The following is a 22,162-nucleotide window of genomic DNA, read 5'->3' on the forward strand; positions in this document are numbered from 1 at the left end:
GGTGCGGCGGGCCACCATCAGGTCGTCGAGGATGCCGCCGTCGTCGGCGGTGAAGAGCGCGTAACGCTGCTTGAACAGGCCGAGGTCCACGATGTCGACGGGGACCAGGGTCTCGAGCGCGGCGGCGCCACCCGCACCGGATCCTGGCGCTCGGGTCCTTGCCACTCGCGGCCTCGATGGCCCCATTCGCCGCGGCCGTTGCCACGGTCGTTGCGCTCGGCACCGTCCTGCCCACGCGGATGCCAGGGATCCCGATCGCCTTCGCGTCGCTCCGACGGACGCTGGACGTCCGGACCGCGCTGCGGCACCACCGTCTGCGCCGCCGGCGACGGCGGGGTGGCCGGCAGTTGCGGCCGGACGGTGGCCGCGTCGGGCTCCGGCCGGATCACGCCGCGCACCGGTCGGCTGTCCCCAGGGCGCGCGTCGCCGAGGTTGTCCGGACGGCCATCGCCGTTGCGGTCGAGGTAGGGCCGACCTTCGCGGCCATCGGGGCGGGCGTCGGGGCGACCGTCATGGTTGCGGTCGATGAACGGGCGACCGTCCGGACGGCTGTCGGCCTGGCCGCCCGGACGCGGCGGCCAGGAGCGCTGCGGCTGCAGCGCCGTCGCAGGCAGCGGCGCGGAGACGGGCCGCTGCGTGAACAGGGCGCCATGCTCGCGCTCATGGCGGTAGTACGGCGGGCGCTCACCCGGCCGGACGACCGTCGCCGGATTCGGTCCGGGATTGACCCGGCGCCAGTAGGCCTGGCTGTAGCGGTAGGACGGCGTCCACGCCTCGCGCGGCGCCAGCGGCACCCAGCCGCCGTAGCGCGGCGGCGGCGGGCGGCGTCCGCCGCCGACGACCACGCCCACCGAGATCCCCGGCCCGACCCAGCCGACCAGCGCCGGCGCGTAGGCCGGCCGCCGCACGTAGGGTCCAGGCACCCAGCACCAGCGGTCGCGCCAGTAGGCCCAGCGGCCGTAGTGGAAGGGCGCGAAACCCCAAGGCATGTCATCGACCCAGGTGTAGCCCCAGCGCGCGCTCCACACCCAGCGGCCGTAGCGGTACGGGGCCCAGTCGGCCACCACCACCGTCGGCACCCATACCGCGCCGTAGTCCGGGCTCTGCTCCCAGGCGCCGTAGCGGGCCAGGTCCTCGGCGCCGGTCATCTCGGGCGACACATAGGGCACGCTCGTGCCGCTGCCCACCAGCGGCTGCGCGCCGAGATCGCGGTTGTCCTCCAGGATCAGCCGCGCGAAGCCGTCCTGCTGCAGCGGCTGGCGCTCGGTGCGCGGACCGTTGTCCCACCAGAACTCCGCCTGCTCGTTGGTGCCCAACCAGACCGGTTGCGCGTCGGTCGCGCGCGATTCGAAGCGCAGCTTGCCCTGCCAGGCCTGCGCCTCGCTGCCGCGGTCCAGCTGCGACACCCGGTACAGGCCTTCGCGCTCGAAGCCGAAGCGGCCTTCCAGCGTGCGCAGCGTCCATTCGTCCGCCGACTCCTGACTGCGCACCCGCAGTCCGACCCCGCCCTTGACGATCTGGACCGCGATCCGCGCATCGGCCAGCGCGTTGAACTCGATCTCGCTGCGCTGATCCAGCCACAGCGTCGCCGTCCCGATCGTCACCGTGGCGCCGCTGCCGTCATCGGCGCGCAGGCGATCGCCCTCGCCGACGGTCTGGTTGCGATGCATCTGCACCCATTCGCGCTCTTCCGCGTCGTACAGCCAGACGGTGCCGGTCATCTCCGCCAGCCGTCCGGCACGGGAGGGGGCGTCCGCCCAAGCCGGCGCATGGGCCAACAGCGCGGCCAGCGCGACCAGCAGCGCCGCCAGGGTCGTCAGCCAACGCGCCCCCGGCACGCCGGCCAGCCATCGATTCAGGGAGTCAGTCATGACCAGTAGCCTCCCCCGGAGGACGCCGGGGCTGCGGGATGCGGAGTTCCGCGGTCGATTCTTAACGCGGTGACGACAGAGCGGTGCACGGATGCTTACAACTTGTCGCCCTGTTGCCGAACCGTCAACCGGGCAGCGTACACCTGCGGTCGAGAGGAGGCCTCAATCGTCGGTATTCGGGTCCAGGCCCGGGAACAGGATCTCGGTGAAGCCGAAGCGGCTGAAGTCCTTGATCCGCATCGGATAGAGCGTGCCGACCAGGTGGTCGCACTCGTGCTGGACGACGCGGGCGTGGAAGCCTTCGGCCTCGCGGTCGATCAGGCCGCCGAAGGCGTCGAAGCCGCGGTACCGGATCCGGCTCAGCCGCGGCACCACGCCGCGCAGGCCCGGCACCGACAGGCAACCTTCCCAGCCGTCCTCGGTCTGGTCGGTCAGCGGTTCGATCCTCGGATTGATCAGCACCGTCATCGGCACCGGCGGCGCTTCCGGATAGCGCTCGTTGCGCTGGAAGCCGAACACGACCACCTGCAGGTCCACACCGATCTGCGGCGCGGCCAGGCCGGCGCCATTGGCGGCCTTCATCGTGTCGAACATGTCCTCGAGCAGCGCCCGGAGCTCCGGCGTATCGAAGGCCTCGACCGGCTGGGCGTGGCGCAGCAGGCGGGGATCGCCCATCTTCAGGATGTCTCGAACGGCCATGACGGAGTCCTCATGCGGTGGGCTTCAGGGGGAAGCCCGCTGGAAACGCGGAAAGCGCGGAAAGCGCGGGGAAGCGGGGCGGGTCCTAAACGCGACGGCGCCCGGCGGCGGCATCGCGTAATCTGCGGGCCATTCTAAGAACCCGACCCGGAGACCTCCCGTGAGCGACAACACCGCCCTGCCCCCGGCCCCGGCATCGCTGCCCGCCTACCTGGAACCGCTCGGACCCGGGCTCTACGCCGTGGACACCGCCTTCCAGCGGGACCACTTCGACGCCGCCTTCCTGGTCGTGGACAGCGGTCGCGCGGCCTTCATCGACACCGGCACGCGCCATGCGCTGCCGAGGCTGCTCGGCGCGCTGGACGCGCTGGGACTGCCGCGCGACGCGGTGGACTGGGTGATCCCGACCCATGTGCACCTGGACCACGCCGGCGGCGTCGGCCCGCTGATGGCGGCACTGCCGGCGGCCACGATGCTGGTGCATCCGCGCGGGCTGCGGCACATGGTCGATCCCTCGGCGCTGTGGGCGGGCGCGCTGGCGGTCTATGGCGAGGAGGAGATGCGCCGCTCCTACGGCGAACTGGTCGGCGTGCCGGAGTCGCGCGCCCAGGCGAGCAGCGACGAACAGCGCATCGCCGTGGGCGCTCGCACGCTGCGGCTGATCGACACACCGGGGCATGCGCGGCACCACCACTGCCTGTGGGACGAGGCCAGCGGCGGCTGGTTCACCGGCGACACCTTCGGCCTGTCCTACCGCGAGTTCGACGATGCCGAGCGCGGCGCCTGGATCCTGCCGACCAGCACGCCGGTGCAGTTCGAGCCCGACGCGCTGCGGGACTCGATCCGCCGAATGATGGCGACGCGGCCGTCCCGCATGTACCTGACGCACTACAGCGCCGTGGGCCGCGATGCGGCCGACGTCGAGCGCCTGGCGGCGCTGCTGCTGTCGCAGATCGACGAGATGGTCGCGATCGCGAGCGGGCTCAAGGATGCGCCCGATCGCCATGCCGCGCTCAAGCGCGAGCTGCTCGCGATGTTCCAGCGCCGGGTGCGCGAGCACCTCGGCGACCGGATCGCGCCCACGCGCGTGGCCGCGCTGCTGGCGATGGATGTCGAGCTCAACGCCCAGGGCCTGGGCATCTGGCTGGACCGCCTCACGCGTCGAGGTTGAGCTCCTGAATCTTGCGCGTGATGGTGTTGCGGCCGATGCCGAGCTTCTGCGCGGCCTCGATGCGGCGACCGCGGGTCAGGTCCAGCGCGGTCAGGATCAGGCTGGCCTCGAAGCGGCGGGTCAGCACGTCCCAGACGTTGGGCTCGCCGGCCGCGAGCAGCCGGCGCGCCTCGCGCGCCACCTCCGCGACCCACGCGTCCGGTGACGGCGGGATCGGCACCGCCGGCAACGGCAATGGTGCCGCCGCGCTCGTGCCGGTCAGGCCGCTGGCCAGCGGCACCACCTCAGCCGAGAGCCCGCCCGGCGGCATCGCATGCGCGCCCGGCGTCGCCAGCAGTTCCTGCGGCAGGTCCTTGGCCTCGACCACCAGGCTGGGCGCCATCACGCTCAGCCAGTGGCAGATGTTTTCCAGCTGCCGCACGTTGCCCGGGAAGTCGAAGCCCACCAGGCGTTGCAGCGCCGCCTCGGACAGCCGCTTCGGTTCGACGCCGAGCTCGCCCGCGCTGCGCTGCAGGAAGTAGCGCGCCAGCAGCGGCACGTCCTCGCGGCGCTCACGCAGCGGAGGCAGCCGCAGGCGGATCACGTTCAGGCGGTGGAACAGGTCCTCGCGGAAGCGGCCTTCCTTGACCAGCGTCTCCAGGTTCTGGTGCGTCGCCGCGACGACGCGCACATTGGCCTTCTGCGGGCTGTGGCCGCCGACGCGATAGAACTGGCCGTCGGACAGCACCCGCAGCAGTCGCGTCTGCAGGTCCAGCGGCATGTCGCCGATCTCGTCGAGGAACAGCGTGCCGCCCTCGGCCTGCTCGAAGCGGCCGCGCCGTGTCGCCTGCGCGCCGGTGAACGCGCCGCGCTCATGGCCGAAGAGCTCCGACTCCAGCAGGTCCTTCGGGATCGCCGCCGTGTTGATCGCGACGAACGGCCCCTCCGCGCGCGGGCTGTGCTTGTGCAGCGCGCGCGCCACCAGTTCCTTGCCCGAGCCCGACTCGCCGGTGATCAGCACGGTCACATGGCTCTGGCTGAGGCGGCCGATCGCGCGGAACACATCCTGCATCGCCGGCGCCTGGCCCAGCATCTCGGGCATCTGCACCTGCTCGGCCTCGCCGACCGCCTCGCGCTGGCTTTCCTCCTGCGCGCGCCGGATCAGCTCGACCGCGCGCGGCAGGTCGAAGGGCTTGGGCAGGTATTCGAAGGCTCCGCCCTGGAAAGCGCTGACCGCGCTGTCCAGGTCCGAATAGGCGGTCATGATGATCACCGGCAGACCCGGCAGTTGCTTCTTGACCGTGGTCAGCAACTCCAGGCCGGAGCCGCCCGGCATGCGGATGTCGGACACCAGCACCTGCGGCGTGTCCTCCTCCAGGGCGGTCAGCACGTCCCGTGTCTGGCTGAAGCTGCGCACCGGCAGCCCTTCGCGCGTCAGCGCCTTCTCGAGAACAAAACGGATCGAATGGTCGTCGTCAACAATCCAGATCGACTTCATCTATGGCTCCCCTTTTCCCCGTTGTCGACTTGTGGCCGCGGCTCAGGGCAAAGGCAGGGTGATTCGGAAATCGGTCCGGCCCGGCTGGCTGTCGCAGTCGATCATTCCCTGGTGCTGTTGGGCGATCGTCTGCGCCAGCGTCAGCCCGAGACCGGAACCGCCATCCCTCCCTGAAACCAGCGGAAAGAAGATGCGGTCCTTGATCTCCTCGGGCACGCCCGGGCCGTTGTCTTCGATATGCAATTCCAATGCCAAGCGCCACCGCTGCTTGCCGATGGTCACCTGCCGTGCGACCCGCGTGCGCAGCGCGATGACCGCATCGCCGGCCGCGATGCGCTCGTGCAGCGCCTGCGCCGCGTTCTGGACGATGTTGAGCACCGCCTGGATCAATTGCTCGCGGTCACCACGGAAGTCGGGCAGCGAGATGTCGTAGTCCCGCAGCAGCGTCAGCCCGCGCGGGTACTGCGCCAGCACCAGCGAGCGCACCCGCTCGCAGATCTCATGGATGTTGACGTCGCCCACCACCTGCGCGCGCCGGTGCGGCGCCAGCAACCGGTCCACCAGCGACTGCAGCCGGTCGGCCTCGTGGATGATGACCTCGGTGTATTCCTCGAGCTCGTCCCACAGGTCGGTGGGCTGCAGCTCCAGCGCCAGCAACTGCGCCGCGCCGCGGATGCCGCCCAGCGGGTTCTTGATCTCGTGCGCCAGGTTGCGCGTCAGTTCCTTGATCGAGTGGACCTGATCGAGGTTGCGTTCCTCGCGGTCCTGGCGCGTCTGCTGCGCGTTCTCGATCAGCTCGATCACCAGGCGCTGCGGATCGTCCGTCTGGCTGACGATGACATGCACCGGCAGCAGGTCGTCATGGGTGCGCGGCCCGCGGCGGATCGTCGCGTCGAAGCGCGAGCTGGAGAACGCGTTGCGGCTGACTTCCTCCAGCGCCTCGACGAGGCGGCCGGTGTCGGTGAACCACTCCAGCAGGTTGCTGCCCTGCACCGCGCGGCGCGGCAGGTTGAACAGCGTCTCGACAGCGGTGTTGGCGAACTCGCAGGTGCCGTCGGGACGGACCACGGCGACCAGCGTCGCCAGGAGATCGAAGCACGCGTACGGCTCGTCGACTGAAACAGGTTTGGGATTCATGCGGTGTCGCCCTCGTCATCGACGACGCGCGACACCGCGGCGGTCCGGCCCGCCGATCCCCGGTCAGAGGTTGGGCGGCGGCAGCTTCGCGAGCTCGCGCTTGATGGCCTGGACGTCGGCTTCCTGGCGCGAGACGGAGGCCTTGAGCTCAGTCGTGCGGTCCAGGTACTTCTGGTAGTTGCGCTCGTCACCACGGCGCTCGGGCTGGCCGTTGTTGTACTCCTGCTGGAGCTTGGCGAGCTTGCCCTCGGCCTCGCGCAGTTCCTGCTCGAGGATGCGACGGCGGTCGTCATCGCGGACACGCTGGTCCTTGGCGTCGACCTTGAGATCACCTTGCGTCCCCGAGGCCGAAACCGTCGGCGTGCGCGGCTTGACCGGCGCGATCACCGAGATCGGCGTGCCCTCGATGCTGCGGCAACCCTTCTCGGCGGCCTCCTTCGCGGACAGCGCGTCGGTGTACAGCACCGGCGGTCCCGGGCAGCGATACACCACGCCCTGCGCCCCGGCCGGCCCGGCCGACATGCCCGCGATCGCGACCAGCATCAGTGCCGGCCATCCACGTCCCACCCGCTTCTTCTGCAGCGTCATCTGCATTCCCTGCTTCTAACTGACCAGAGTCGTTGGGCATTGTGACGCAATCGGTCACCGATGGGCATGGCACCAACGGGATGCGCTGTTGCGAGGTGTAGGGAAGTGGAGCGGCGGACACGCCGCGGCCAACGAAAAGGGACGGCCATGGCCGTCCCTGCGCGCGGTGGCGAGCGTGCGGAGCGGGCCGTGCCTGAGCGGTCATGGCGCGCTCCGCGCTCGCGATCACAGCGAGTAGTACATGTCGAACTCGACCGGGTGGGTGGTCATGCGGAAGCGCTGGACTTCCTGCATCTTCAGTTCGATGTAGGCATCGATGAAGCTGTCGGTGAACACGCCGCCCTTGGTCAGGAACGCGCGGTCCTTGTCCAGGTATTCCAGCGCCTGGTCCAGCGAGTGGCAGACGGTCGGGATCTTCGCGTCTTCTTCCGGCGGCAGGTGGTACAGGTCCTTCGTGGCGGCCTCGCCCGGATGGATCTTGTTCTCGACGCCGTCCAGGCCGGCCATCAGCAGCGCGGCAAAGGCCAGGTACGGGTTGGCCGAGGGATCCGGGAAGCGCGCCTCGATGCGGCGGCCCTTCGGGTTGGCGACGTAGGGAATGCGGATCGAGGCCGAGCGGTTCTTGGCCGAGTAGGCCAGCTTCACCGGGGCTTCGAAGCCGGGCACCAGGCGCTTGTACGAGTTGGTGCCGGGGTTGGTGATGGCGTTCAGCGCGCGGGCGTGCTTGATGATGCCGCCGATGTAGTACAGCGCGAAGTCGCTCAGGCCGGCGTAGCCGTCACCGGCGAACAGGTTCTTGCCGTCCTTCCAGACCGACTGGTGCACGTGCATGCCCGAGCCGTTGTCGCCGACGATCGGCTTCGGCATGAACGTGGCGGTCTTGCCGTAGGCGTGCGCGACGTTCTGGATAATGTACTTCTGCAGTTGCAGCCAGTCGGCGCGCTGGACCAGCGAGCTGAACTTGGTGCCGATTTCCATCTGGCCGGCGTTCGCCACTTCGTGGTGATGCACTTCGACCGGGATGCCCATCTGTTCCAGGATCAGGCACATCTCCGAGCGCATGTCCTGGCCGCTGTCGACCGGGGGCACCGGGAAGTAGCCGCCCTTGACGGTGGGACGGTAGCCGCTGTTGCCGTGCTCGTATTCCTTGCCGGTGTTCCAGGCGGCCTCTTCCGATTCGATCTTCACGAACGAACCGGACATGTCCACATTCCAGCGCACGCTGTCGAAGATGAAGAACTCGGGTTCCGGGCCGAAGTAGGCGGTGTCGCCCAGGCCGGAGGACTTCAGGTAGGCCTCGGCGCGACGTGCCAGCGAGCGCGGATCGCGCTCATAGGCCTTGCCGTCGGTCGGGTCGATGACGTCGCAGGACAGGATCAGCGTCGGCTCTTCGAAGAAGGGATCGATGTTGGCCGTGTTCGGATCCGGGATCAGCAGCATGTCCGAGGCTTCGATGCCCTTCCAGCCGGCGATCGAGGAGCCGTCGAAGGCATGGCCCGACGTGAACTTGTCTTCGTCGAAATGGGAGACGGGCACGGTCACGTGCTGTTCTTTGCCGCGGGTGTCGGTGAAGCGGAAGTCGACGAACTTGACTTCGTGCTCCTTCACCATGTTCATCACGTCGGCGACGGTCTTGGTGGCCATCAATCACTCCTAGGGGGGCTGGATGAGAAAGAAAGAGTCGTGGGGCATCGGCCCAGCGCGGACGATTTAGCAGTTTGCATGCCAACGGATGGCAGGCCGGTGACATCCAGGCGCCAGACCGGTGCATGGCACGCAAGCCCTTGATGCCGAACGCGCCACACGGGGGCAATGCCCGGCGGTCAGAGCAGCTCGGCGCCCGGGCGATCTCCGCCTGATTCGGGCCGAAACCCGAATCGGTGCATCATCGCACCAACTCAGTGCTGACGACAGCACCAAATTGGACAACGCCAGCGCGCAGGGCCTCGTAGGCGGCGTCCATGGCGGCCGCGTCCCCCTTGACGCCCAGTTCGATGTGGCGGCCCCACTGCGGGTGGTCGACGCTGGGCAGCGAAAACACCTTGATGCCGGGGAAGTCCGCTTCGATCCGTTCCATCAGCGGCGTCAGGCTGGCCTCCATCGCGCCCTGCACGATCAGCGAGCGCTCGCGCGTGCCGACCGCGCGGTGCAGGTCCGCGTGGCGGTGATCCAGGACCCACTCGATCATCGGATGGGCCATCACCGGGAAACCGGGGACGAAGTAGGCCGAACCCACCGAGAAGCCAGGGATCTTGTTGTACGGATTCGGGATGATGGCCGCGCCCTGCGGGAACACGCCCATCTCCATGCGGCGCCGCGTGTCGGGATGGTCGCGCTCGGGCGTCGTGCCCTGCTCCGCAGCCATCTGCTGGACGCGCTGCCAGATCAGCTCGGCGGCCTCGGGATGCAGTTCGAGCGGCCGCCCCAGCGCCGCGGCGGCGGCCTGGCGCGTGTGGTCATCGGGCGTCGCGCCGATGCCGCCGCAGCTGAAGAACAGGTCGCCGCTGGCGAAGGCGGCCTGGTACTCCCGGACCAGTTGCTCCCGGTCGTCGCCCAGGTACTTCGCCCATGACAGCGACAGGCCGCGCGCGCCCAGCAGTTCGATCACCTTGGACAGGTGCTTGTCCTGCCGCTTTCCGGACAGGATCTCGTCGCCGATGATGAAGAGGCCGATGTTCATGCGGGCTCCTGCGAAAGCGTGGAAGCGAAGAAGGCGATCGCGGCGTTCGCCGCGTCAGCCGGACTCAGAGCGGCGAGGGCCGGTTCTCGATCGCCGGCGGCGCGGGGTCTTCGGCGTCGAGGGGTGGCGCGGTCGCGTAGTTGGCTGGCAGCGCGTCCATCACCGGATCGGGCGCGCGCTCGGCCCGGGTGTCGGCGCGGCGCATCTCCTGCAGCGCGGCCAGTGCGTAATGCGAGAACCACAGCGAACTGAAGGCGAAGACCAGCGTGTACAGCCAGACCGACACCAGGATCAGCACCGGCGCGAAGGCGATCGTCAACGCGCCCATGGCCCAGATCGCCGCGGGCGCCGCGCCCAGGTAACCGGTCGCCAGGCCCAGCAGCAGCAGCGGCAGCCGGTGCTCGCCGAGCAGACGGCGGCGCTCGGGCGCGGACGCATGCTCGGCCAGCACGTCGAAGGTGAACACGCGGTAGCCCAGCCAACCCCAGATCAGCGGCGGCAGGATCAGCGCCAGCGGCGGGATCAGCCAGAACGGCAGCGACGCGATCAGCAGCACGACGCACAGCAGCGTGTGGCCCAGCGACCAGCTCAGGCTGGCCACGAAGCCGGCGCCGCGCTTGCGCTCCAGCCCCGCGAAACGCCGCTGCGCGACCAGGTCCACCATCGACGGCGTCATCAGCAGCGCCACCAGCAGCAGGCTCAGCACGACCAGCGCCGGCACCGCCATCGCCAGCACGATGATCGGCGCGAGCACCGTCCGGAACGATGCGGCGCCCAGGCTGTCCAGCCACTTCAGCAGGCCGTCGATCAGGCTCCAGGACTCGAGCGTCGCGCGCACGCCGGCAACGGCGGCCTCCCAGAAGAAGTAGCCGAGCCCGAACGCCAGCGCCGCCGACACGATCAGCGGCAGCAGCGACAGGCCGATCACCCGCGGATGCAGGCAGTACGCGGCCGCCCGCCAGAACGCGTCCGCGATGCGGCTCATCGGCTTGATCATCCCTGGTTCCCTCCAGCCGGCGCCTGGCCGGCGATGTCCATCGTCGCGCCACCGGGCGGCAGGGAGCCGCTTCCGGGCGCGGCCGCGATCTTGTCACGTCCGGCGAGCCGCTTCAGGCCCAGCCACTGCTGGGCCCAGAAGCCGCGCCCGTAGTCGCGACCGCCCTCTTCCGGCAACTGGTCGCGCACGCCGGTCGGGTCCCAGCGGTCCTCGAAGTTCGCCGTGCGGAACAGCACATCCCAGATCGGCAACATCACCGCGAAGTTGTGGCCGCCCAGCGTGCCGCGACCGAAGCCCTCATGACCGATGCCGATCGAATGGTGCAGGCGATGGAAGCGCGGGCTCACGAGCAGGCGCTCGCCGATCGCGCCGAAGCTCAGCCGCAGGTTGGCATGCTGCAGGTTCTCCAGCAGCTGCGAGATCGCGACCAGCGCGACGAACTGGCCAGGACCGACGCCGATCAGCACCGCGGTCAGCGCCACCGCGCTGTCGATCAGCAGGTCGTCCAGCAGGTGGTTGCGGCTGTCGCTCCACATCGTCATCTGGCGCTGGCTGTGATGCAGCGCATGCAGCGCCCACCACCAGTGCCACGAGTGCTGCGCGCGATGCAGCCAGTACTGCAGCAGGTCGAAGGCCACCAGGTACAGCACGAAGCTGACCCAGGCCTGGTCGGTGACGCCGGGCCAGATCGCGTCGAGCTGGAAGGACGGCAGGCCCAGCATGCGCATCTCGCCGACCAGGCTGTCGACCACCGGATCCAGCGAGAAGAACATCGCCAGCCGGAACACGCCCAGCCGCTGGATCAGCGTGTAGACGATGTCGACGCGGATCGCGTGGCGGTCGGTGACCGCCTCGGCGGGACGCCAGCGCTGCAGCGAGCCGATCACCGCCAGCATCACGACGATCTGGATCAGGCCGACCAGCAGCCAGCCGGTCGCATCGAACGCGTCCTCCAGCAGGTTGCCGTAGCCCAGGTGGAAGACGATCGGTTGAATGACGCTCTCGAACAGCGCCTGCTGGGCCTGTGCGAACAGATCGGTGAACCAGTCCATCACGCTGTCGGTCCTCCCATGAATCGGTGGATCGGGTCCGGGCCGCCCGCGCGCTCAGCGCTTGAGGGCGTCCTTCGGCCCCGCGGGTCCGGACGTGGCCGGAACGCCGGTCGTGGCGCCGGTCGTGACGCCGCTCGCCGCGGCCTTCGCGACGGCCTCCTGCGGTCGCCGCATCCAGGCGACGTACTCCGGATGATCGCGCAAGGGGGCGAAGCACATGCCCCGGGATTTCAAGCCTTGCAGCAGCGGCTCCAGCACCGTCGGCGCCCAGGGATCCTGCCGCGACCAGATGCCCAGATGGGCCATCAGGATGTCGCCCGGCTTGACGCGCCGCAGCGCCTGATCGAGCAGTGCCTGGTTGGGGTACTTGTCGCTGGGCAGCTCGTCGCCGAGGAAGCCGGACGCGCTCCAGCCCACATGCCGGAAACCGCAGGCCTGGGCCGCCGCCAGCAGCGCCGGCGAGGTGCGCCCGGCCGGCGCGCGGAAGATCATCGACATCGGACGGCCGGTCATCTCGAGGAAACGGCGCGCGGGGCGCTTGAGTTCCTCGCAGTACTCGGCCGCGCTGAGCACGACGTTCTGCGGCACCTGCTCGCCGGCGGCGCGCTTGAAGCGGAAGCGGCCGTCGGGCAGGTCGGCCGACCATGCGTCATGGAACCAGGTGTGCGAGCCGAAGTCGTGGCCCTGCGCAGCGAGCTGCTTCCACCACGGCGCCCACTTGTCGTCGAGCGTCTGCCCGCCGTCCATCGTCGGCTCCTGCGCGAGGAAGAAGGTCGCCTTCGCGTCGAAGCGCCGCAGCGTGTCGACGATCAGCGGCGCCACGCCCATGTGGCCGGTGTCGAAGGTGAGGTAGACGGGCTTGTCGCACGGAGGTGCCGTCGGCGCCGAGGCGCCCTGCGGCTGCGCTTGCGCCGCCACCGTCAGGGCGAGCGCGAGCGCCGAGGCGAAACGCGTCGCGCGACGCGGGACGAACGGGATCTTCACGGCCAGGGTCCTCGTCAGCCGGCGCTCACTGGCGCGGCATCTGGTCCAGCGTCCAGACGCCGTGCGGCGACTTGCCGACCTTGACCTGCTGCAGGATCTGCTTGGTCTGCAGGTCCATCACCGTCAGCTTGCGCGCCCAGCGCGAGGTGAACATCAGCGTGCGGCCGTCGGTCAGGATCTCCATGTCGTCGGGTCCACCTGGTGCCTTGAAGGTGTCGACCACGCTGAAATCCGCCAGCGCGATCTTGCTGATCGTGTTGGCCGCCCGGTTGCTCACCAGCACATGCTTGCGGTCGCCCAGCGCGCGGAACGAGTGCGCGCCGTCGCCGGTCTCCAGCTTCTTGACCAGCCGCGGCTGCGCGCCGCTGACGTCGTAGACCTCGACGCTGCGCTCGCCGGTGAGCGCCACCAGCAGGTGCTTGTCGTCGGGGGTCAGGTACAGGTCGGCCGGCAGCTTCCCCACCGGAATCTTCCAGCGCGGCGCCATCGTGTTCAGGTCGATGGCCAGCAGCTCGGAGCTGTCCTGCAGGCTGGCGTAGACGACGCTGCTCCTGGTGTCGATGGACAGGTGGCTGGGCGTCTTGGGCGCCGAGAAGCGCTTGAACAGCGCCAGCGGCTGCGCCGCGTTCTGCGGCTGCCACTTGTAGATGTCGACGTGGTCCAGGCGGTTGCCGGCCAGCACCAGCCACTTCATGTCGGGCGAGAAACGCAGGTGATACGGATCGGGGATGCCGTGGACGGTGCGCTGCACCTCGGCGGTGACCGGGTCCAGGAAGGTCAGCGAGTCGCCCAGCGCGTTGGCCACGACCATGGTCTTGCGGTCGGGCGTCAGGTAGAGGTGGTGCGGTTCCTTGCCGGTCGGGATGCGCTTGACCTGCCGGAAGTCCTTCGGGTCGATCACGCTGACGTCGGCATCCAGCGAGTTCAGCACGAAGATGGGACTGCCGGTGGTGGCCAGCGCGGACGGCGCCGCGATCGACGCGCTCAGCGCCACAGCCAGGGCGGCCAGCAGCGGCCGCGCGAGGGAAGACAGCATGGAGATCCTCAACAGGGAGATGCCCGGCGGGCCGGGCGGCACGCAGCCCTCAAGTGTAGGCGGGTTCTCCCTAGGTCCGACCCGGAACAGCGCCACCAAGGCCCTGTTGATGCGGGCTTGGGCGTCAGGCAGGCGGCTTCGAACCGGCGCCTTGACGCCTCCGCGCGGCGGCTGCCGCGATCCCTCGCGGGCGCGGTTTCCGTTGCATTCGGTTGCGCCAGACTTGCCGCCAGGGTTGCGGCAAGTCTGCGCATCGCGAACTTCTCCGTCGGGCTTACTCGTCGTCGCCGCCGAGCAGGCCGCCCAGCAGGCCGCCGGTGGCGAAGCCGCCCAGCACCGAGCCCTCCTCGCGCGCGCCGCCGCGCTGCGGGGCCGCGGCGAAGACGCGCGACGCCAGGCGCGAGAACGGCAGGCTCTGCAGCCACACTTCGCCGGGGCCGGTCATCTTGGCCAGGAACAGGCCTTCGCCGCCGAACAGGGCGGTCTTGATCTTGCCCACGTACTGGATCTCGAAACTCACGCTCGGCGTGTAGGCGACGACGCAGCCGGTGTCCACCAGCAGCGTCTGGCCCGGCTGAAGGGTGCGACGAACCACGGTTCCACCCGCATGCACGAACGCCAGCCCATCACCCTCGAGCTTCTGCATGATGAAACCCTCACCACCGAAGAAGCCAGTCGACAGTCGCTGCTGCAGCGCAATGCCCAAGGACACGCCGCGGGCCGCGCACAGGAAGGCGTCCTTCTGGCAGATGAGCGTGCCACCCAGCTTGCCGAGCTCCATCGGCAGGATCTTGCCGGGGTACGGCGCCGCGAAGGCGACGCGCTGCTTGCCATGAGCCTGGTTCGTATAGACCGTGGTGAACAGCGATTCGCCGGTCACCAGCCGCTTGCCGGCGCCGAGCAACTTGCCGAAGAAGCCGCCCTGGTTGGCGGAACCATCGCCGAACACCGTGTCCATGCCGATGCCGGCATCCATGAACATCATGCTTCCGGCCTCGCCGATGGCAGCCTCGCCGGGGTCGAGTTCGACCTCCACGAACTGCATCTCGGCACCCTTGATCTCGTAGTCGACAACGTCCATCGCCATGGTGTTCACCCTCTGTCACATCACAAAGAAACGGGCGCGATATTAACGTTTCGCGGCCTTTCTATACTGCGGTCATGACGCCCATGTCCCCTGACGAAAGCGCACCCCTCACTTCCCTCAAACCCGGCGACAGCTACGTGCAATCCTTCGCACGCGGCCTGTCGGTGATCCGGACCTTCGACAGCCATCACGCCCGGCAGACCCTGACCGAGGTGGCCAAGCGCTGTGGCCTGACGCGCGCCGGCGCGCGCCGCATCCTGCTGACGCTCCAGACGCTGGGCTACGTCCGTTCCGAAGGTCGGATGTTCGAGCTGACGCCCAAGATCCTGGACCTGGGCTTCGCCTACCTCTCCTCGCAGCCGTTGTGGCGCTTCGCCGAGCCGATCGCGATGCAGCTGGCCAACGACGTGCGCGAGTCGGTCTCCATCGCGGTGCTCGACGGCGACGACGCCGTCTTCGTGCTGCGCGTGCCGATGCGCAAGGTGCTGTCCGATCCGATGGGCGTCGGCAGCCGGCTGCCGGCCTGGGCCACCGCCACCGGCCGCGTGCTGCTGGCCGCGCTGCCGGTCGAGGAGCGCGAGGCCCGGCTGGCGCAGGTCCAGCTGGCGCGTCGCGCGGTCAACACCGTGCGCACGCACGAGGAGCTGCGCGCCGCGGTCGAGCAGGCGCGGCGCCAGCATTGGTGCCTGGTGGACCAGGAACTCGAGGACGGCGTGCTGACCGTGGCTGCGCCGATCACCGGTCGCGATGGCAAGGTCGTCGCGGCGATCAACATCAGCACCCATGCGTCGCGCACGCCGCCGCAGGTGCTGCTCGAGCAGGGCCTGCCCAAGCTGCAGGCGGCGGCGCAGAGCCTGTCGCAGCTGCTGGTGCTGATGAAGAAGGATTGATCGCTGGCGGGGGAGCGATCGCTTCGGGGAAGCGGCCCTTCGATTTGGCTGACTGCGGTCAGTGGCGCGGGACCCGGCCTGCGGACCGACGGTCCGCAGGCGTTCGAAGGGCGTCGCCCAGTCCACCGGACTGGGCTCGGTCCCTTCTCACCCCATGTGCAAGCCGCCGTTGCAGCTGAAGTCCGCCCCGGTGGTGAACCCGGACGACTCTCCCGCCAGCCAGCCGACGATGGACGCGATCTCTTCAGGCTCACCCAGGCGCTTGACCGGGATGCCCGCGACGATCTTCTCCAGCACGTCCGGACGCACCGCCTTGACCATGTCGGTGCCGATGTAGCCCGGGCTGACGGTGTTCACCGTGACGCCCTTCGCGGCGAGTTCCTGCGCCAGCGCCATCGTGAAGCCGTGCATGCCGGCCTTGGCCGCCGAATAGTTGGTCTGTCCCGCCTGGCCCTTCTCGCCGTTGACCGACGAGATGTTGATGATCCGGCCCCAGCCCTTGTCCACCATGCCGGGCACCACCTGCTTGGTGACGTTGAACATGCTGTTCAGGTTGGTGTCGATGACGGTGTCCCACTCGTCGCGGGTCATCTTCAGGAACATGCGGTCCTTGGTCACGCCCGCGTTGTTGACCAGCACATCGATCTTGCCGTGCTCGGCGATCGCGCGGTCGAAGGCCGCGACGGTCGAGTCCCAGTCGGCGACGTTGCCGACCGACGCATGGAAGGTGTAGCCCAGCGCGGACTGCTCCGCCAGCCACTTGGCATGGTCGCGGCTCGGGCCGCAACCGGCGATGACCTTGAAGCCATCCTTGTGGAGGCGCTGGCAAATGGCGGTGCCGATGCCGCCCATCCCGCCGGTGACGTATGCAACTTTCTGACTCATCTTGCTTGCCTCCTGAGGGCCCCGCCGCGCCGCCGCGTCCGCGGCCGGGGTGCCTGGAATGTCGGAACGGATGCGACGCGCGAAAAGTGGGCCGCGCTCAGCGCTCGACGCACAAGGCCACGCCCATGCCGCCGCCGATGCACAGGCTCGCGATGCCCTTCCTGGCATCGCGCTTGATCATCTCGTGCAGCAGGGTCACCAGGATCCGGGCGCCGGAGGCGCCGATCGGATGGCCCAGCGCGATCGCGCCGCCGTTGACATTGACCTTGCTGAGATCCCAGCCCATCTCCTGATGGACCGCGCAGGCCTGCGCGGCGAAGGCCTCGTTGATCTCGAGCAGGTCGAGGTCCTTGGCCTGCCAGCCGGCCCGCTCCAGCGCCTTCCTGGACGCCGGCACCGGACCCATGCCCATGGTCTTGGGGTCGACGCCGGCACTCGCGTAGGACGCGATCCGCGCCAGTGGCGTCAGCCCCAGCGCCTTGGCCTTGGCGTCGCTCATCAGCACCAGGCCGGCCGCGCCGTCGTTCAGGCCCGACGCATTGCCGGCGGTCACCGAACCGGCCTTGTCGAAGGCCGGCTTCAGGCCGGCCAGCGCCTCGGCGGTCGACTTGCGGTTGATGAACTCGTCCGCCGCGAAGACGATCGGGTCGCCCTTCTTCTGCGGGATCGTCACCGGCACGATCTCGGCGGTGAAACGGCCGGCATCCTGCGCCGCCGCGGCCTTCTGCTGGCTGGCCAGCGCCAGTTCGTCCTGTTGCGCGCGGCTGACGTGGTACTCCTTGGCCACGTTCTCCGCGGTGATGCCCATGTGGTACTGGTTGTACACGTCCCAGAGGCCGTCGACGATCATCGTGTCCACGAGCTTCCAGTCGCCCATGCGCTGGCCGTCGCGCGAGCCGGGCAGCACATGCGGCGCCAGGCTCATGCTTTCCTGGCCGCCGGCGATGACGATCTCGGAGTCGCCGTCGCGGATCGCCTGCGCGGCCAGCATCACCGCCTTCAGGCCGGAGCCGCAAACCTTGTTGATCGTCATCGCCGGCACGGTGACCGGCAGGCCCGCCTTGATCACCGCCTGGCGCGCCGGGTTCTGGCCCACGCCGGCGGTCAGCACCTGGCCGAGGATGACCTCGTTGATCTGCTCGCCCTGCAGGCCGCTGCGGCGCAGCAGCTCCTGGATCACGATCGCGCCGAGCTCGCTGGCTGGCGTCTTCGACAGCGTCCCTCCGAACTTGCCGATCGGCGTGCGGGCCGCGGCGACGATGACGATGTCTTGCGGTGAACTCATGACTCGCTCCTCTTTCGAAACTGCTGAACTGCGGATGTCAGCGGGATGAAGATGACAACTCCTGGGCGCGACGCGAGTGGCCTCATGCGCGCTGCTTCACATAGCGGCCTGGCGCCGGCTCGATGGCCACATGGCCGCGGCCGCCGGGGGCACGCGGCGCCGCCTTCAGCGGGCCCGCGTGGCCGGCCAGCCACTGCGACCAATCGGTCCACCAGCTGCCGGGATGCTCGGTGGCGTTCTGCAGCCATTGCTGGTGATCGGCCGGCAGCGCCGTGCCCTTGCCGATCCAGTGGCTGCGCTTCTTCTTCTCCGGCGGATTGATGACGCCGGCGATGTGCCCGGACGCTCCGAGCACGAAACGCTTCCTGCCCTTGAAGACCTGCGTGCTGCGGTAGGCGGCATCCCAGGGGACGATGTGGTCCTCGCGGGAGCCGTAGATGTAGACCGGCGCCTGGATCCGGCCCAGGTCGATCGCCTCGCCGCAGACGGTCAGGCGGCCGGGGATGCGCAACTCGTTCTGCAGGTAGGTGTGGCGCAGGTACCAGCAGTACATCGGGCCCGGCAGGTTGGTGGCGTCGCCGTTCCAGTACAGCAGGTCGAAGGCCGGTGGCGCGTCGCCCTTGAGGTAGTTGCCCACGACGTAGTTCCACACCAGGTCGTTCGGACGCAGGAAGCTGAAGGTCGTGGCCAGTTCCTGGCCCTTGAGCAGGCCGGGGCCGCTCACCGCCTGGTCGCCCAGCGTCATCTCACGCAGCTTCACCGCCTGTTCGTCGATGAACAGGTCCAGCACGCCGTTGCTGCTGAAGTCGATCAGCGTGGTCAGCAGCGTGACGCTCTCGGCCGGCTGCTGGCCTCTGGCGGCCAGCACCGCCAGCGCGGTCGCCAGGATGGTGCCGCCGACGCAGAAACCCAGCGTGTTGATCGTCTCGGTGCCGGCGATCTCGCGCACGACGTCGATGGCCTTGATCGCGGCCTGGCCGATGTAGTCGTCCCACGTCCAATGCACGCAATCCGCATCCGGGTTGCGCCAGCTCACCACGAAGGTGCGGTGGCCTTGCGCGACCGCATGGCGGATCAGCGAGTTCTCCGGCTGCAGATCGAGGATGTAGTACTTGTTGATGCAGGGCGGCACCATCAGCAGCGGCCGGGCGTGCACCTTCGTGGTGAGCGGCTTGTACTCGAGCAGCTGGAAGAAGTCGTTCTCGAAGACCACGCTGCCTTCGGTGGTCGCGACATTGCGGCCGACCTCGAAGGCCGATTCGTCCGTCTGCGACACATGGCCGCGCCGCACGTCGGCCATCAGCAGCTGCAGGCCGCGGGCGAGGCTTTCACCCTGGGTGTTCAGCGCGCGCTGCTGGGCCTCGGGATTGAGGGCGAGGAAGTTGCTCGGCGAGGCCGCGTCGATGAACTGCTGCACCGCGAAGCGGACGCGGGCGCGGGTCTTGTCGTCGCCCTGCACCTGCTCGGCCATGCGCTGCAGCGTCTTCGCATTGAGCAGGTAGAGCTGCGCGGTGAAGTGAGCCAGGCGGTTGTCGTTCCAGGACGCATCGGCGAAGCGGCGGTCCTTCAGCGCGGCGGCCGAGGCAGGGGCGCCATCGCTGGCATGGGACTCGGCGAGCGCCGTGTTCCAGAGCTCGCTGGCCTGGCGGAGATAGTCGGACTGCAGCTGCGACCAGGCGTCGGGCGCGACCTGCATCGCCTGCAGCTGCTTGAAGGCGTCGCCGAATCCATGCGACAGGCCGGCCGCCGCCTGCTGCGCCTGCTGGGCCCAGTGCTCGAAACCCGGGAACGATGCGCCGGTGAATCCGGCTGCGGCGTTGTTCGCGCTCATGTGTCTCCTCATGCCGACTTGAGCAAGAAGCTTGCCACAGCCGATCGCGAGGATCACCGAGGCCGCTTCGCATATGCTCAGGCGCTTTGTAGCCCGTTCAGCTTACCCCCGCGTGACGATGATGTCGCCGGTGACCCGAGGAATTTGCTGATGTATCTGGTGGCCATCGCCTGGATGTATGTGGTGCTGATGATGGCCGTCGCCGAGGCCTTCAGCCCGCAAGGCACGGTGCTGGGCGCGCTGGTCACGCTGGTGCTCTACGGCCTGCTGCCGCTTTCGATCGTGATGTACCTGATGGGCACGCCGCGGCGGCGCGCCGCGCGCCGTCGGGCCGAAGCCGCCGAAGCGGCCCGTGCGCCGGCCTCAGCGCAGCCGGATGACGGCGGCCATGCGCCCGCTGCGCAGTCCGTCGACGCGTTCATGGCGGAACGAAAAGAATCGTGACGGCTCGCTCAAGGTGCACCAGCCGCCGCCGCTGATCGCGCCCAGGCCGAGCGCCGCCAGCTTGCGCCGCGCCAGTCCGTAGAGATCGGCCCGCCAGCGCGGCTCGCCCTGCGCGTTCGGCTGGAAGCGGAACAGCGGCTGGTCGGACGGCATCGGCTCGGCGCCGAAAGCCGCCAGCACGTCGGCGCCGACCTCGAACCGCGCCGGTCCGATGCACGCGCCCATCCAGGCCTGGATCGCGCCGGCATCGCAGCCGGTCGCCTCGCGCATGGCCGCGACCGTCTGCTCCAGCACACCACCGGCCAGGCCACGCCACCCCGCATGCGCTGCGCCGACCACGCCCGGTCCGGCGAACAGCACCGGCAGGCAGTCCGCCACCATGACCGCGCAAGCGAGCGCGGGATCGGTGCTGATGGCGGCGTCGGCTGGTTCCGGGTCCGCTTCTGGCGACGCATGCCCGGCGTGCAGCCGCAACACCGTGGTCCCGTGAACCTGCTTCAGGAAGACCGGCCGTCCGCCGATCGCGGCCGCGACGCGGCGCCGGTTCTCGGCGACATGCGCCGGGTCGTCGCCGACCGATCGGCCCAGGTTCAGGCTCGCAAGGCCGCGCCGGTCGGCCGGTCCGTCCTCGCCGCCGCTGACGCCGCCAGCGCGCGTGGTCATGAAGGCAACGACGTCCGGCGCGGTCCAGTCGGGCCGCAGCCAGTCGGGATGCAGGCCGGGATGCGGATCGGGACGCGGCGCCCCCGCGCCGGCATCCGCCGTCCCGTCGCCCGGAGACTCACTCCGCATCGGGGCAGGCGCTGGGCTGCGTCTGGTTGAAGGCATCCTGCGACATGCAGTGCTCGAAGATCGCCATGACCGTGGGCACATGGTCGAGGCGGCAGTCAAAGCGCCGGGCATTGAAGATCTGCGGCACCAGCATGCAATCGGCCATCGTCGGCGTGTCGCCGAAGCAGAAGCGGCCGGCGCGGCCCTCCCCCTTCAGGCGCTGCTCGACCACCGCCAGCCCGCTCTCCACCCAATGCTGGTACCAGCGCGTCTTGTTGTCGTCCCCGACGCCGAGTTCCTTCACCAGGTAGCGCAGCACCCGCAGGTTGTTGAGCGGATGGATCTCGCAGGCGATGTCCTGCGACAGCGCCCGGATGTAGGCGCGGCACAGCGCGTCGCCGGGCAGCAGCGGGGGCTCGGGATGAACCTCGTCGAGGTACTCGATGATGGCCATCGACTGCGTGACGACGGCATCGCCGTCCTTCAGCAGCGGCACCAGGCGCGAGGCCGACACGGCCGCGTACGACTCGGTGAACTGCTCGTTCTTCGCCAGGTGCACCGGCTTGTAGTCGAAGTCCAGGCCCTTGAGCGCCATCGCGATGCGGACGCGGTAGGACGCGGACGAGCGGAAGTAGTTGTAGAGCTCCATGGCCGGCGATGATGCCACGCGAGGCCTCCGATGGAGGCCGCTACACTGCGCCCCATGTTCCAAGCGCGGCGCTACCAGCATTGCCCCACCTGCGGCGGCCAGATCGAATACCGCGTCCCGGCCGACGACAACCGGGAGCGGGCCACCTGCACCCAGTGCGGCGCGATCCATTACGAGAACCCGCTGAACGTCGTGGGCACCTTGCCGGTCTGGGGCGAGCAGGTGCTGCTGTGCAAGCGCGCGATCGAGCCGCGACTCGGCAAGTGGACCTTGCCGGCCGGCTTCATGGAACTGGGAGAGACGCTGGCCGAGGGCGCGCAGCGCGAGACGGTCGAGGAAGCCGGCGCGCGGATCGAGCTCGAGAACCTGTACTGCGTGATGAACGTGGTGCGCGTCGGCCAGGTCCACCTGTTCTATCGCGCCCAGCTGCTGAGTCCCGACTTCGATCCGGGTCCGGAGACGCTCGAGGCCCGGCTGTTCCACGAACACGAGATCCCCTGGGACGAGATCGCGTTCCACACGATCCGCGAAACCCTGCAGCGCTTCTTCGAGGATCGCCGCGCCGGCCGCGGTTATCCGCTGCACACCGCCGACATCGGCTGAGTCCCCGGGGCGCGGCGGCATTCGC

The 22,162-nt window shown here is 69.2% G+C and carries 20 protein-coding genes and 2 pseudogenes; 4 read left to right on the forward strand and 18 right to left on the reverse strand.

Translation table 11 applies throughout. The features are described 5' to 3' along the window. The 3 genes and pseudogenes from gcvT to def form a co-directional block, all read right to left on the reverse strand. Positions 1-138: pseudogene (gene gcvT / locus CS062_RS27045) on the reverse strand (glycine cleavage system aminomethyltransferase GcvT); the annotation flags it as partial. A 653-nt stretch (positions 139-791) separates the two neighbouring features. Beyond that, positions 792-1,871: pseudogene (locus CS062_RS27395) on the reverse strand (DUF6600 domain-containing protein); the annotation flags it as partial. A gap of 162 nt (positions 1,872-2,033) precedes the next feature. Then, positions 2,034-2,570 carry a peptide deformylase gene (gene def / locus CS062_RS20935; RefSeq protein WP_099863496.1) on the reverse strand — a complete coding sequence of 179 codons (537 nt, stop codon included), beginning with the start codon at positions 2,568-2,570 and terminating at the stop codon, positions 2,034-2,036. Between the two features lie 160 nt (positions 2,571-2,730). Here def and CS062_RS20940 point away from each other — a divergent pair, with 160 nt between their 5' ends. After that, the gene (locus CS062_RS20940; RefSeq protein WP_233218186.1) at positions 2,731-3,741 is read left to right on the forward strand and encodes an MBL fold metallo-hydrolase; all 1,011 of its coding nucleotides are present in this window, start codon (positions 2,731-2,733) and stop codon (positions 3,739-3,741) included. Here the strand turns inward: CS062_RS20940 and ntrC are convergent. The 10 genes from ntrC to CS062_RS20990 all read right to left on the reverse strand — a co-directional run bounded on the left by ntrC (position 3,725) and on the right by CS062_RS20990 (position 14,779). Beyond that, entirely contained in the window at positions 3,725-5,218 is a 1,494-nt protein-coding gene (gene ntrC / locus CS062_RS20945) for a nitrogen regulation protein NR(I) (protein WP_099863497.1), read from the reverse strand. The two genes, CS062_RS20940 and ntrC, sit on opposite strands and share 17 nt — an antisense overlap. Positions 5,219-5,260: 42 nt before the next feature. After that, entirely contained in the window at positions 5,261-6,355 is a 1,095-nt protein-coding gene (glnL, locus tag CS062_RS20950; protein ID WP_099863498.1) for a nitrogen regulation protein NR(II), read from the reverse strand. Between the two features lie 63 nt (positions 6,356-6,418). After that, positions 6,419-6,949: a hypothetical protein gene (locus CS062_RS20955; protein WP_233218187.1), complete on the reverse strand. Its 531-nt coding sequence runs from the start codon at positions 6,947-6,949 to the stop codon at positions 6,419-6,421. Between the two features lie 219 nt (positions 6,950-7,168). Then, on the reverse strand, positions 7,169-8,587 hold the full coding sequence (gene glnA, locus CS062_RS20960) for a type I glutamate--ammonia ligase (RefSeq protein WP_099863499.1): 1,419 nt from the start codon (positions 8,585-8,587) through the stop codon (positions 7,169-7,171). Between the two features lie 241 nt (positions 8,588-8,828). After that, entirely contained in the window at positions 8,829-9,623 is a 795-nt protein-coding gene (locus CS062_RS20965) for a competence/damage-inducible protein A (RefSeq protein ID WP_099863500.1), read from the reverse strand. A gap of 64 nt (positions 9,624-9,687) precedes the next feature. Next, positions 9,688-10,620, reverse strand: a complete 933-nt coding sequence (locus CS062_RS20970; RefSeq protein WP_233218188.1) for an EI24 domain-containing protein — start codon at positions 10,618-10,620, stop codon at positions 9,688-9,690. Next, positions 10,617-11,672: a sterol desaturase family protein gene (locus CS062_RS20975; RefSeq protein ID WP_099863501.1), complete on the reverse strand. Its 1,056-nt coding sequence runs from the start codon at positions 11,670-11,672 to the stop codon at positions 10,617-10,619. Before CS062_RS20975 ends, CS062_RS20970 begins: the two co-directional genes overlap by 4 nt. Before the next feature lie 54 nt (positions 11,673-11,726). Beyond that, entirely contained in the window at positions 11,727-12,656 is a 930-nt protein-coding gene (locus CS062_RS20980; protein ID WP_438270491.1) for a polysaccharide deacetylase family protein, read from the reverse strand. Between the two features lie 25 nt (positions 12,657-12,681). Further along, positions 12,682-13,692, reverse strand: coding sequence for a YncE family protein (locus CS062_RS20985; RefSeq protein ID WP_143742433.1), 1,011 nt, complete (start codon positions 13,690-13,692; stop codon positions 12,682-12,684). A 274-nt stretch (positions 13,693-13,966) separates the two neighbouring features. Then, the gene (locus CS062_RS20990; RefSeq protein ID WP_099863502.1) at positions 13,967-14,779 is read right to left on the reverse strand and encodes a TIGR00266 family protein; all 813 of its coding nucleotides are present in this window, start codon (positions 14,777-14,779) and stop codon (positions 13,967-13,969) included. Positions 14,780-14,862: 83 nt separating this feature from the next. Here CS062_RS20990 and CS062_RS20995 point away from each other — a divergent pair, with 83 nt between their 5' ends. Further along, a complete protein-coding gene (locus tag CS062_RS20995) occupies positions 14,863-15,669 on the forward strand; it encodes an IclR family transcriptional regulator domain-containing protein (protein WP_099863519.1) in 807 nt (268 codons plus the stop codon). A gap of 147 nt (positions 15,670-15,816) precedes the next feature. Here CS062_RS20995 and phbB read toward each other — a convergent pair whose 3' ends face one another. The 3 genes from phbB to phaC all read right to left on the reverse strand — a co-directional run bounded on the left by phbB (position 15,817) and on the right by phaC (position 19,670). Continuing rightward, positions 15,817-16,554, reverse strand: coding sequence for an acetoacetyl-CoA reductase (gene phbB / locus CS062_RS21000; RefSeq protein WP_099863503.1), 738 nt, complete (start codon positions 16,552-16,554; stop codon positions 15,817-15,819). Between the two features lie 97 nt (positions 16,555-16,651). After that, a complete protein-coding gene (locus tag CS062_RS21005; protein WP_099863504.1) occupies positions 16,652-17,839 on the reverse strand; it encodes an acetyl-CoA C-acetyltransferase in 1,188 nt (395 codons plus the stop codon). A gap of 82 nt (positions 17,840-17,921) precedes the next feature. Continuing rightward, positions 17,922-19,670, reverse strand: coding sequence for a class I poly(R)-hydroxyalkanoic acid synthase (phaC, locus tag CS062_RS21010; RefSeq protein WP_438270492.1), 1,749 nt, complete (start codon positions 19,668-19,670; stop codon positions 17,922-17,924). 150 nt (positions 19,671-19,820) lie between these two features. On the opposite strand from phaC, the gene CS062_RS21015 reads away from it, so the two are divergent. Continuing rightward, complete coding sequence (locus tag CS062_RS21015; RefSeq protein WP_099863506.1) at positions 19,821-20,114, forward strand: hypothetical protein; 294 nt, start codon at positions 19,821-19,823, stop codon at positions 20,112-20,114. On the opposite strand, the gene pgeF is transcribed toward CS062_RS21015, so the two are convergent. Both pgeF and maiA read right to left on the reverse strand, forming a co-directional pair. Next, on the reverse strand, positions 20,034-20,777 hold the full coding sequence (gene pgeF / locus CS062_RS21020) for a peptidoglycan editing factor PgeF (protein WP_099863520.1): 744 nt from the start codon (positions 20,775-20,777) through the stop codon (positions 20,034-20,036). The two genes, CS062_RS21015 and pgeF, sit on opposite strands and share 81 nt — an antisense overlap. A gap of 118 nt (positions 20,778-20,895) precedes the next feature. After that, on the reverse strand, positions 20,896-21,534 hold the full coding sequence (gene maiA / locus CS062_RS21025) for a maleylacetoacetate isomerase (protein WP_099863507.1): 639 nt from the start codon (positions 21,532-21,534) through the stop codon (positions 20,896-20,898). A gap of 54 nt (positions 21,535-21,588) precedes the next feature. On the opposite strand from maiA, the gene CS062_RS21030 reads away from it, so the two are divergent. Then, on the forward strand, positions 21,589-22,137 hold the full coding sequence (locus CS062_RS21030; RefSeq protein WP_099863508.1) for an NUDIX hydrolase: 549 nt from the start codon (positions 21,589-21,591) through the stop codon (positions 22,135-22,137). The last annotated feature ends 25 nt before the right edge of the window (positions 22,138-22,162 follow it).

This window comes from Roseateles chitinivorans, from assembly GCF_002761755.1.
GTDB lineage: Bacteria > Pseudomonadota > Gammaproteobacteria > Burkholderiales > Burkholderiaceae_C > Roseateles > Roseateles chitinivorans.

Coding starts and splice junctions, on each gene's coding strand:
- def (WP_099863496.1), bottom strand. CDS start 2,570: ATGGCCGTTCGAGACATCCTGAAGATGGGCGATCCCCGCCTGCTGCGC.
- ntrC (WP_099863497.1), bottom strand. CDS start 5,218: ATGAAGTCGATCTGGATTGTTGACGACGACCATTCGATCCGTTTTGTT.
- glnL (WP_099863498.1), bottom strand. CDS start 6,355: ATGAATCCCAAACCTGTTTCAGTCGACGAGCCGTACGCGTGCTTCGAT.
- CS062_RS20955 (WP_233218187.1), bottom strand. CDS start 6,949: ATGCAGATGACGCTGCAGAAGAAGCGGGTGGGACGTGGATGGCCGGCA.
- glnA (WP_099863499.1), bottom strand. CDS start 8,587: ATGGCCACCAAGACCGTCGCCGACGTGATGAACATGGTGAAGGAGCAC.
- CS062_RS20965 (WP_099863500.1), bottom strand. CDS start 9,623: ATGAACATCGGCCTCTTCATCATCGGCGACGAGATCCTGTCCGGAAAG.
- CS062_RS20970 (WP_233218188.1), bottom strand. CDS start 10,620: ATGATCAAGCCGATGAGCCGCATCGCGGACGCGTTCTGGCGGGCGGCC.
- CS062_RS20975 (WP_099863501.1), bottom strand. CDS start 11,672: ATGGACTGGTTCACCGATCTGTTCGCACAGGCCCAGCAGGCGCTGTTC.
- CS062_RS20985 (WP_143742433.1), bottom strand. CDS start 13,692: ATGCTGTCTTCCCTCGCGCGGCCGCTGCTGGCCGCCCTGGCTGTGGCG.
- CS062_RS20990 (WP_099863502.1), bottom strand. CDS start 14,779: ATGGCGATGGACGTTGTCGACTACGAGATCAAGGGTGCCGAGATGCAG.
- CS062_RS20995 (WP_099863519.1), top strand. CDS start 14,863: ATGTCCCCTGACGAAAGCGCACCCCTCACTTCCCTCAAACCCGGCGAC.
- phbB (WP_099863503.1), bottom strand. CDS start 16,554: ATGAGTCAGAAAGTTGCATACGTCACCGGCGGGATGGGCGGCATCGGC.
- CS062_RS21005 (WP_099863504.1), bottom strand. CDS start 17,839: ATGAGTTCACCGCAAGACATCGTCATCGTCGCCGCGGCCCGCACGCCG.
- phaC (WP_438270492.1), bottom strand. CDS start 19,670: ATGAGCGCGAACAACGCCGCAGCCGGATTCACCGGCGCATCGTTCCCG.
- CS062_RS21015 (WP_099863506.1), top strand. CDS start 19,821: ATGTATCTGGTGGCCATCGCCTGGATGTATGTGGTGCTGATGATGGCC.
- pgeF (WP_099863520.1), bottom strand. CDS start 20,777: ATGACCACGCGCGCTGGCGGCGTCAGCGGCGGCGAGGACGGACCGGCC.
- maiA (WP_099863507.1), bottom strand. CDS start 21,534: ATGGAGCTCTACAACTACTTCCGCTCGTCCGCGTCCTACCGCGTCCGC.
- CS062_RS21030 (WP_099863508.1), top strand. CDS start 21,589: ATGTTCCAAGCGCGGCGCTACCAGCATTGCCCCACCTGCGGCGGCCAG.